Annotated in this window: 9 protein-coding genes; 3 read left to right on the forward strand and 6 right to left on the reverse strand. The window is 73.7% G+C overall.

The window, feature by feature from the left end:
- Positions 1-80 precede the first annotated feature (80 nt).
- Complete coding sequence (locus ACFVS9_RS33950; RefSeq protein ID WP_383118796.1) at positions 81-1,223, reverse strand: glycosyltransferase family 4 protein; 1,143 nt, start codon at positions 1,221-1,223, stop codon at positions 81-83.
- Between the two features lie 77 nt (positions 1,224-1,300).
- On the opposite strand from ACFVS9_RS33950, the gene ACFVS9_RS33955 reads away from it, so the two are divergent.
- Positions 1,301-2,554, forward strand: a complete 1,254-nt coding sequence (locus ACFVS9_RS33955) for a glycosyltransferase 87 family protein (protein WP_389938826.1) — start codon at positions 1,301-1,303, stop codon at positions 2,552-2,554.
- Here ACFVS9_RS33955 and ACFVS9_RS33960 read toward each other — a convergent pair.
- The 5 genes from ACFVS9_RS33960 to ACFVS9_RS33980 form a co-directional block, all read right to left on the reverse strand.
- A complete protein-coding gene (locus ACFVS9_RS33960; protein ID WP_389938829.1) occupies positions 2,511-3,764 on the reverse strand; it encodes a hypothetical protein in 1,254 nt (417 codons plus the stop codon). The genes ACFVS9_RS33955 and ACFVS9_RS33960 overlap by 44 nt on opposite strands.
- A gap of 16 nt (positions 3,765-3,780) precedes the next feature.
- Positions 3,781-4,803, reverse strand: a complete 1,023-nt coding sequence (locus ACFVS9_RS33965; protein WP_389938832.1) for an NlpC/P60 family protein — start codon at positions 4,801-4,803, stop codon at positions 3,781-3,783.
- 238 nt (positions 4,804-5,041) lie between these two features.
- Complete coding sequence (locus ACFVS9_RS33970) at positions 5,042-6,067, reverse strand: NlpC/P60 family protein (protein ID WP_383118800.1); 1,026 nt, start codon at positions 6,065-6,067, stop codon at positions 5,042-5,044.
- A 291-nt stretch (positions 6,068-6,358) separates the two neighbouring features.
- Positions 6,359-7,720, reverse strand: a complete 1,362-nt coding sequence (locus ACFVS9_RS33975) for an NYN domain-containing protein (protein WP_383118802.1) — start codon at positions 7,718-7,720, stop codon at positions 6,359-6,361.
- Positions 7,721-7,757: 37 nt separating this feature from the next.
- Complete coding sequence (locus tag ACFVS9_RS33980; RefSeq protein WP_018104398.1) at positions 7,758-8,000, reverse strand: hypothetical protein; 243 nt, start codon at positions 7,998-8,000, stop codon at positions 7,758-7,760.
- A 159-nt stretch (positions 8,001-8,159) separates the two neighbouring features.
- Here ACFVS9_RS33980 and ACFVS9_RS33985 point away from each other — a divergent pair, with 159 nt between their 5' ends.
- Entirely contained in the window at positions 8,160-8,909 is a 750-nt protein-coding gene (locus ACFVS9_RS33985; RefSeq protein WP_389938836.1) for a rhomboid family intramembrane serine protease, read from the forward strand.
- Positions 8,906-9,187 carry an Lrp/AsnC family transcriptional regulator gene (locus ACFVS9_RS33990; RefSeq protein WP_014156690.1) on the forward strand — a complete coding sequence of 94 codons (282 nt, stop codon included), beginning with the start codon at positions 8,906-8,908 and terminating at the stop codon, positions 9,185-9,187. Before ACFVS9_RS33985 ends, ACFVS9_RS33990 begins: the two co-directional genes overlap by 4 nt.
- The last annotated feature ends 117 nt before the right edge of the window (positions 9,188-9,304 follow it).

The raw sequence follows: 9,304 nt of genomic DNA on the forward strand, positions 1-9,304 counted from the left end.
TCTCCGCGCCTGCGTCCTGGGGGGGGCCGGGGGGGGGGCCGCGCCGGGGGGTTGGTGGCGGGCCCCCCGCCCGCAGGCGCTCAGAGCAGCGTCCTCAGCTCTCCGGCGAGCAGGTCCCAGCGCCATTTCTCCTCGACCCAGGCCCTGCCCCGCTCCCCCATGCGCCGGCGCAGCTCCGGGTCGCCGAGCAGGGTGACGATCCGGTCGGCGGACTCCTCGGCTGAGCCGCCCCGCACCACCCACCCGGTCTCACCGTCGAGCACGGCGTCCGGGGCGCCGCCGGAGTCGCCCGCCACGACGGGCAGCCCGGTCGCGGACGCCTCCAGGTAGACGATGCCGAGGCCTTCGACGTCGAGGCCGCCGCGCCGGGTCCGGCAGGGCATGGCGAACACGTCACCGGCGCCGTAGTGCGCGGGCAGTTCCTCCCAGGGCACCGGTCCGGTGAAGCGCACGGAGTCCTGGACGCCGGTCTCGGCCGCCAGTTTCCTCAGCTCCCCGGCGTACGGGCCGCCGCCCACCACGAGCAGGACGGCGTCCGGCACCCGCGCCAGGATCGCGGGCATGGCCAGGATGAGGGTGTCCTGGCCCTTGCGCGGCACGAGCCGCGAGACGCACACGACGACGGGACGGTCCGCGAGGCCCAGCCCGGCCCTGATCCGGTCGCCGCCGGAGGCCGGGTGGAAGGTCTTCTCGTCGACCCCGGGCGGCAGCCGCACCATGCGGCCCGCGGCCTGCGGGGTGAGCGCGGCGGCGATCCTGGAGCGGGTGTACTCGCCGAGGTAGGTGAGGGTGTCGGTGCCCTCGCCGACGCGGCGCAGGAGCTGCCGGGCCGCGGGCAGCTGGGCCCAGCCCGCCTCGTGGCCGTGCGTGGTGGCCACGATCCGGCGGGCGCCGGCCCGGCGCAGCGCGGGCGCCATCAGCCCGAGGGGGGCGGCCGCGCCGAACCACACGGAGGAGCAGCCGTGTTCGCGCAGCAGCCCGGCGGCCCGCCGGGTGACGCGCGGGGTGGGCAGCAGCATCGTCGTACGGTCGCGCACGACGGTGAAGGGCTGCGCGGCGTCGAAGGCGGCGGTGGCCTCGGCGCCCTCCGCGCCCCGCTTCCAGGTGGAGGCGTAGACGACGAGCCGCTCGGGGTCCATGCGCAGCGCCATGTTGTGCAGGAAGGCCTGGATGCCGCCGGGGCGGGGCGGGAAGTCGTTCGTCACGATCAGCGTCTTGTCCATCGCCGCCGACAGTACCGGGCGGTCGCACGGCCCTGCCTGACGGCTCCCGCACAGCCCGGACCTGCATCATGACGTGCATGACGGTCAGGACAGGTGCGAGTGGCCGGGGTCTGCTTCCCGCCGTGTGGGCCCTCACCCGGGCGGTGCTGCTGCTGTGCGTCTTCAAGGTGTTCACGGTGCCGGGCCCGGACGTCACGAGCGACGTCTCGGTGATCTACAGGGGCTGGTACGAGGTCCTGCACGCGGGCTCGTACCCGCTGGACGACGTCACCTGGCAGTATCCGCCCGCCGCCGCCCTGGCCGTGCTCTCCCCCGATCTGCTGCCCTTCCTGGAGTACGCCTCCGCCTTCTTCGTCCTCGTCCTGCTGTGCGACGCGCTGGTGTTCGGTCTCCTGCTGTACGCGGGAGGCCGTCCGGGCATGCGTCACGCGGGCACCTGGGCCTGGGTGGCGGGCGTGCCGCTGCTCGGGCCGACCGTGTACGCCCGCTACGACCTGATGGTGACGGCCGTCGCGGTGGCGGCGCTGCTGGCGGGGGTGCGCCACCCCCGGGTGCTGGGGGCGCTGGCCGCGTTCGGGACGCTGCTGAAGGTGTGGCCGGTGCTGCTGCTGGTGGGCACGGCCCGGGGGCGGGAGACCCGCCGGGCCTGGTGGGCGGCGGCGGTGACCGGCGCCGTGCTGGCCCTGGTGGCCGCGGTGTCGCTGCCCGGGGCGTTCGCCTTCCTGACGTTCCAGCGGGACCGGGGGCTGGAGATCGAGTCGCTGGGGGCGCTGGTCTTCCAGGTGGCCAGGCAGTTCGGCTGGGAGGGCCGGGTGGAGCTGCGCTACGGCTCGATGGAGCTCGCCGGCCCGCACGTGGCGCTGGTGAGCACGCTGGCCCTTGCGCTGAGCGCGCTCGCCTTCGGCTGGCTCCTGGTGTGGCGGCTGCGGGCGCGCACGTTCGCGGTGCACACCCCGGCGGACGCGGCGTTCACCGCGGTGCTGCTGTTCACCGTGACCAGCCGGGTCATCAGCCCGCAGTACATGGTGTGGCCGCTCGGGCTCGCCGCGGTGTGCCTGGTGTTCCGGGGCAGCCGGATGGGGCGGCCCGCCTGTCTGGTCCTGGTGGCCACCGCCGTCACGCTGCTGGAGTTCCCGCTCGGCTTCGCGCACGTGGTGGCGGGTGATCCGCAGGGCCTGGCCCTCATGGCCGTCCGCAACGGCCTGCTGGTCGTGGCGACGCTGGACGCGGGGCGGCGGCTGTGGCGGGACACCGTGCCCCGGGCATCGGGTGCGCGCCAGGGGCGGGTCAGCCCAGCCGGGCGCGCAGATACTCCCGCCAGCGCGCCGTGAAGTCCTGGGGGGTGGTGGCGAGCACCGTGTGCATGGCCCGCTCCACGGCCCCTTCCCGCTCGGACCGGCTCCCCACGGCCTTGTAGAACGCGGTCAGCTCCTCCTCGCCCCACTCCCGCGCGATCATCTCGCAGGCCAGCCAGGCGCCCTCGTAGGCCCTGGAGAGCTCCGCGGCGTCCTCGCCGAAGCCGAAGTCCTCGTCGGACGGCAGCCGCGCGGGCAGGTCGCCGGCCCGGACCGCCTCGGCGAGTTCCGGAGCGATCTCGGCGGCGGTACGGCTCTCGCGGCTGTACGCGACGCGGTCGGCGAAGCCCTCGGAGAGCCAGACGGGGGTGGCGGCGGAGGTGTACGCCCGGGTCGCCACGTGCGTGGTCTCGTGGGTCAGGACGACCCGCTGCCCGAAGTCGCCGAGCATGCCGTAGGCCTGCGGGTTGACGATCACCCGGTCCGCGGGCGCCCGGCCGCCGCCGCCGACCTCCCCGGTGGTCACGGCCGCTATGTCCCGGTAGCTGGCCACGGGGGAGGCCAGGAGACCCGCCATGTCCTCCACGGACTCCGGGACCAGCACCACGACCCGCTCGGACCAGGGCTCCGGCCAGCCGCCGGTGACGGCGGGGACGGCCGCGTCGGCGGTGGCCGCGATCCGGCGCAGCTCCGCCGTCCGCCGTCCGACGCCGAGGACCAGGCTGTGCGTGCCCCGTACGACCTCGACGTCACCCTGCTGCCAGAGCTGCCCCGGGGCGCCGTCGGCGGCCCGGTCGGCGGCGACGTACCAGGTGCGGGCCCCGTCGCGGCGGACCAGCTGGACCGTGCGGGCGTAGGACATCGGGACCCGGTCGAAGTCCTTGATCCGGTAGCGCAGCTCGACCTGTGCGGTGACCCGGTCCGCGCCCTCGCCCGTGACGTCCTTGACCTCGTACGCCCATGACTCCAGCGGGACGTCGGCGAGGTTCTCCAGCTCGGTGCGCTGGGCGGCGCGGAAGGTCGCGGCGCGGGGGTCGAGCGCGGCCATGTAGGCGTCGGTGTCGTGCTCCAGGACGGCGGCGGCCCGGCGGTCCAGGGTGGCGCCGATCTCCTGGGCCGTGGCACCGGGGACGGTGTCCCGGGGAGCGGCGCACGCGGGCGCGAGCAGCAGGGCGGCGAGCACGGCGCCCGCCGTGCCCCGCCCGCGGGTGCGCCCCCGCCGTGCGTCCTGCGTCCGAACAGCCATCCAGCCGATCGTACGGTCAGACGCGCGTGACCGAGGAGACGGGCATCATGCCGACGGGGTCGTAGCGCACCGGCGCACCCGGGTACGGGGCGTGGATGACCTGCCCGTTCCCGGCGTACATCCCGATGTGGCTCGCGTCCGCGCGGTAGGCGACGAGGTCTCCGGGGCGGGCCTGCGAGAGCGGCACCATGCGGCCCGCGTACCGCTGCGCCTGGGAGGTCCGGGGCAGACCGACCCCGGCCTGGGCGTACGCCCACTGCATCAGGCCCGAGCAGTCGAATCCGGCGGGGCCGTTGGCGCCCCAGACGTAGGGGCGGCCCAGAGCCGCCCGGGCCGCCATGAGGGCGGCGAGGCCGCGCGCGGAGCCGGGGGCGTCGGCGACGAGCGTCGTGTGGCCGGCGGAGCGCGAGGCACGGCCGAACGACTCGCGGTCACCGGCCGGCAGGGTGCGCAGCAGCTGCCGGGCCCGGGCCAGTTTGCCCTCCACGGTGCGCTTGTGGCGCGCCAGCGCCGCCCGGTCGCGTTCCATGGCGGCGAGCGCCCCGGAGGCCTCCGCGCGGCTCTGGGCGATCACCCGCTGGGCGCGGTGGAGCTTGCGCAGGGTCACGTCCCGGCGCTCACCCACACGGTCCAGGGCGGCGGCACGGTCCAGGAAGGTGTCCGGGTCCGAGGAGAGCAGGAGCGCGACGGAGGGGTCGATGCCTCCCGAGCGGTACTGCGCGCCCGCCATCGAGCCGAGGGACGCCCGCAGCTGGTTGATGTCCTCCTGCGTACGGGCCGCCGCGTCCTGGGCCCTGGCGATCCGGCCGCGCTGCCGGCCGATGTCCTCCCGGGCGGTGTTGTACCGCTCGGTCGCCCGCTCGCCCTCCTCGTACAGCCGGTCGACCGCCGCCTTCGCCGACTCGTGGGTGTCCTCCGGCTCGGCGCTCGCGGGCGCGGTGCCGAGCGCGGCCGCCGCGGTGGCCGCGGCGGCGGACAGGACGGTGGCCCGGACGCCACGGTTGAGGCCGGGCCGGGTGGGGCGGCGATGCGACACCACAGGAAGCCGCACTCCCTTCCGCTGTACGCAGATGTGCGCAGCCCCTGCCGCCCGGGACGGGCGGACGGACGACCGGGAGCTACGCGGCAGCGCAGACAGTAACCGGACGGCCACGCGCTGACCAAAGGCCACGCCGGGGAGAGAAAAGAGGACGAAACAACCCCGCCCCGCCGGTGACCTGTGGTCTCCGGCGGGGCGGGGCGTCGTCGAGGGGTGCCGCGATTCGCCCGATCGGGCGTCAGACGCGCACGCCGAACTGGAAGGTGCCCATGTAGTCCATCGACTCGTACCGGACCACGGCACCCGGCTTCGGGGCGTGCAGGATCTGGTTGTTGCCCGCGTACAGGCCCACGTGCGAGGTGTTGTTGAAGAACACCAGGTCGCCGGGCTTCAGACCGCCGCGGCCGATCCGGGTGCCGTCGTTGATCTGGGTGTACGTGGTGCGGGTGATCTGGACACCGGCCTGCGCGTACGCCCACTGGGTCAGACCCGAGCAGTCGAACGAGTTGGGGCCGGTGCCGCCCGAGACGTACGGCTTGCCCTGCTGCGTGGAGGCGGCCTGGAGGGCGGCGGCGCCGCGGGCGGAGGCGGGGACCTCGTTGCCCAGCTCGACGCGGTCACCGGCGGCGCGGCTGGCGCGCTGCTCCTCCTCGGCCATCTTGGCGCGCTCGGCGGCGGTGAGGGTGTTCAGCAGCTTCTGGGCGTCGGCGAGCTTGCCCTGGTACTTCTTCTTGTTCTCGTTCAGCGACTTGCGGACGTCCGCGAGGTCGGTGAGCTTGGCCTGCGCCTCCTTGCGCTGCTGCGCGAGGGTGCGCTGCTTCGCCTGGATCTTCTGGAGCGACTCGGCCTGCTTGGCGGTCAGCTGGTCGAGCGCGGAGGCCTGGTCGAGGAAGCTGTCCGGGTCCGAGGAGAGCAGCAGCTGGACCGACGGGTCGAGCCCGCCGGAGCGGTACTGCGCGGTGGCCAGCGAACCCAGCTCGCCGCGCAGGGTGTTGAGCTCGTCCTGGCCGCGGGCGACCTTGTCCTGGAGCGCGTCGGCCTGCTTCTTGAGCTTGTCCTGCTGCTCCTTGGCGCCGTTGGCCTTCTCGGTGGCGGCCTCGGCCTCGTGGTAGAGCTTGTCGACCTTCGCCTTGACCTCGCTCTTGGTCGGCTTGGGGTCGGCCTGCGCCGCCTGGGAGGTCAGCGCCACGGCTGCGGCGGCGGTCACGGTGAGCACGGTCACGCGGGTGCGGCTCGGCTGCTTGGGACGACGGTGGGACGCCACGAAGGCGAGCTCCTTCTTCCTCGAGCCGCCTACCGGGCTGTGGGGGACGAGATCCCCGGCTCCGTGCACGTCACGGACTCGGCGGTTCCTTCGCCGTCACCCCGGATGGGTAATCAACCGTGCGAAGGTTCGAGGCCTGACCCTAGTGACCATCTTGTGATCAGTTCAAATCCTCACGGGCAAAATCTCGTCACACCAGGCACTTCTTTACTTTCATCACACTGCGTGTAGCGGCGACTTGACGGTACGTTCCATAAATTCCGGCAAGTCGCACATGCCACGCATGACGGCTCAGACGCGCGAAAGGCGTTTCAGGAGCAAGGCGGACGCGACCGGACGCGCCCCCGCCTTCGCCACCCCGTCGGCGACCTCGCGGTCCGTGGAGACCACGACGACGGGCCTGCCCGGCGGTTCGGCCCGCGCCAGCTGTCTGATCAGCTCGTCCGCGGTCACCCCGGCCTTGCTGAACAGCACGCGGACGCCGCGCGGCGGTGCGAGCAGCACCGGGGCGGCCAGTTCGGCGCCGTCGAAGACACAGGTCATCTCGGCGCCGGTCTGTGCCGCGAGGACGGAGAGGCCGCCCAGGAGGCGCAACCGCTGCTTCTCCAGCGGCATCTGCGGATAGCCGGTCTTGGTGACGTTGTAGCCGTCGACGATGAGATGGGCCTGCGGCAGGGCCAGCAGCTGGTCCAGCAGCGCCGGATCGGTCTCCGAGAGGGCCCTGGCCGCGATGTCCTTCGGCGACATCCTGCCGGGCTCCACCGCCTCCACCCCGTCGGCGGGACGGAGCGAGGAGGGAGGCAGGGCCAGTTCACGCCGGAGTCCCTGCGCGGCGTCGAGCACGGTGTCCAGGAGCAGGCGCAGCCGCATGTCCTCGACCGAGCGCCCCTCCCTGGCGGCCCTGCGGCCCGCCTCCACGGACGCCTCCGCCTCGGCCAGCCGCGCCTTGAGCCGGCGGGACTCGCTCTCGGCGGCGGAGAGCTGGGCCGCGGACTCGGTGCGCGCGGCGTCGGCCTCGGCCCCCGCCTTGCGCAGGGCCGCCTCCCCGCGCTTCACCTCGCTGAGGGCGCTGCGCAGCTTGCGGTGCAGGGAGTCCGCCTCCTTGCGGGAGGCCTCCAGCTCCGAGCGCAGGCGTTCGGTGTCGGCCCTGGTCTGGCCGCGGGCCCGGTCGAGCTCCTCGCGCAGCCGCTCCAGCTCGCGCCGGGTCTCCTCGTCCGCCCGCTCGGCGTGTGCCCGCTGGACCTCCTCGCCGGCCGCGGCCACCAGCTTGACCCAGCCGGCCGGGCGCAGCACATAGGCGGCCGCCGCCACGTCGACGGGGTCGGCGGCGGCGGGCGGGGCACCGGCTTCGAGGGCGCCGGCCAGCTCCGGCTGGGTCTGGCCGATCCGCTCACCGATGCGCCGGCGGAACACCGGGTCGCTCTCCAGCGCGGCGGCCATCGCGTTACCCGCGAACTTGGCCCGTCTGCTGGGTGTGAAACGGGCGTACTGCCGTAGCTGGGAGGGGAGTTCGCCGACGGTCAGGCCGCCGAACGCGTCCGAGACCAGCGCCACCACCCTGCGGCGCACGCCCTCGGGCAGCGGACGGTCGAGCGACTCCGCGGTGCCGTCGGCCGCGTCGGCCGGTCCGGCGCCGCCTGTCGGCTGCTCCACCATCCATCACCCCAATATGTCTGTCCGCGCGGCTCCGTCAGGAGTCGGCACCAGGCCTGTCGACCAGCTCGATCTGGTCCACGGCGTTGCACCAACGGCAGCGCACCGACTCGATGGTCTCACTGACCACCTCCCGCTCCTCGACACTCGACTCCCCGGCCAGGTCGAGATGCACGTACTCCACGACCTTGGAGGAACGTGTCACGTCGAAACGGGTGAGGTTGCCGCAGAGCGTGCAGCGCCAGCGCGTCGTGTCCGTCGGCTGGGGAACCGTCGTCATCGTTGCGTCCTCTTTCGTCGTTCGCCGAGTGTGGTGCTTCGATCTCGCGGTGCGCCGTCGAACTGCGGATGTGCTGCCGCAACCCTACGGCCTCGCGCATACCTATCGATACGGCGAGGCGCTCTGTCCCGTTCTCGTCGGGTGCGTCATGCTCTGTACGTGATCGAATGGCGGGAAGCCGGCTGGCGGGAGCGCGTCCGGGAGCTCGGGTCGGCGGCCGCCGCCGGGAGCGCCCCGGTCACGTACGGGCTGATGGCGCTGTGCTGCGCGGTGTTCCTGATCAGCCCGCTCTCGGGTTTCCACCGCTCCCCCGGCGGCGCCGACGCCCTCCTGGCCGCCCAGGCCGGGTACTTCGAGCGGTGGGGCGTGATCCCCAGCGAGCTCCTGGACGGCTCCGCGTACGCGGCGCTCACCCCGCTGACCGCCCTCTTCGTCCACGGCAGCTGGCTGCACCTGCTGGGCAACATGCTCTTCCTGTACGTGTTCGGCGCGATGGCCGAGGAGCGCATGGGCCGCACCGAGTTCGCCCTCTTCTACGTCGTGTGCGGCTACGTCGCCCTGGTGGCCTACGCGGTGGCGCACGCGGACTCCGACCAGACACTGGTCGGCGCTTCGGGCGCGATCTCCGCGGTGCTCGGCGCCTTCCTCTACCTCTTCCCCCGGGCCCGCGTCACCAGCCTCTTCCCCTTCCTCTTCTTCCTGCCGCTGCGGTTCCCCGCGTGGATCGTGCTCGTGTTCTGGTTCGTCCTGCAGTGGCTGGCGGCCCGGAGCGCCGGAAGCGGCCCGGGCGTGGCGTACCTCGCGCACGTGGCGGGTTTCGCCGCCGGGTTCCTCTACGCCTGGGCGCGGTACCGGGGGACTAGAGTGAAGTCTCCAGCCACGGCCACCGAGGGAGAAAGCCAGCCGTGATCACCGCGATCGTGCTCATCAAGACCAGCGTGGACCGGATTCCCGAGATCGCCGAGGCCATCGCCGCCCTCGACAGCGTCAGCGAGGTCTTCTCGGTCACCGGCACGTACGACCTGATCGCCATGGTCCGGGTGGCCCGGCACGACGATCTGGCCGACGTCATCCCCGGCCGGATCAGCAAGATCCAGGGCGTCGAGGCCACCGACACCCACGTGGCCTTCCGCACGTACTCGCAGCACGACCTCGAGGCGGCCTTCGCCATCGGCCTCGACGGCTGAGACCTCCACCACGGTGTGCGGCGGCCGGCGGGGGGCGGGGGGGGGCGCCGGCGCCCCCCCCCGCGCCGGCCGGCAGGGATTAGGGGCGCCCCCCCCCCCCCGGGGGCCGCCCCCGCC

This window comes from Streptomyces sp. NPDC058008, from assembly GCF_042886395.1.
Taxonomy (GTDB): domain Bacteria; phylum Actinomycetota; class Actinomycetes; order Streptomycetales; family Streptomycetaceae; genus Streptomyces.

Bases quoted from the DNA above. Each gene is read 5' to 3' on its own strand.
- ACFVS9_RS33980 (WP_018104398.1), bottom strand. From the start codon at position 8,000: ATGACGACGGTTCCCCAGCCGACGGACACGACGCGCTGGCGCTGCACG.
- ACFVS9_RS33955 (WP_389938826.1), top strand. From the start codon at position 1,301: ATGACGGTCAGGACAGGTGCGAGTGGCCGGGGTCTGCTTCCCGCCGTG.
- ACFVS9_RS33950 (WP_383118796.1), bottom strand. From the start codon at position 1,223: ATGGACAAGACGCTGATCGTGACGAACGACTTCCCGCCCCGCCCCGGC.
- ACFVS9_RS33960 (WP_389938829.1), bottom strand. From the start codon at position 3,764: ATGGCTGTTCGGACGCAGGACGCACGGCGGGGGCGCACCCGCGGGCGG.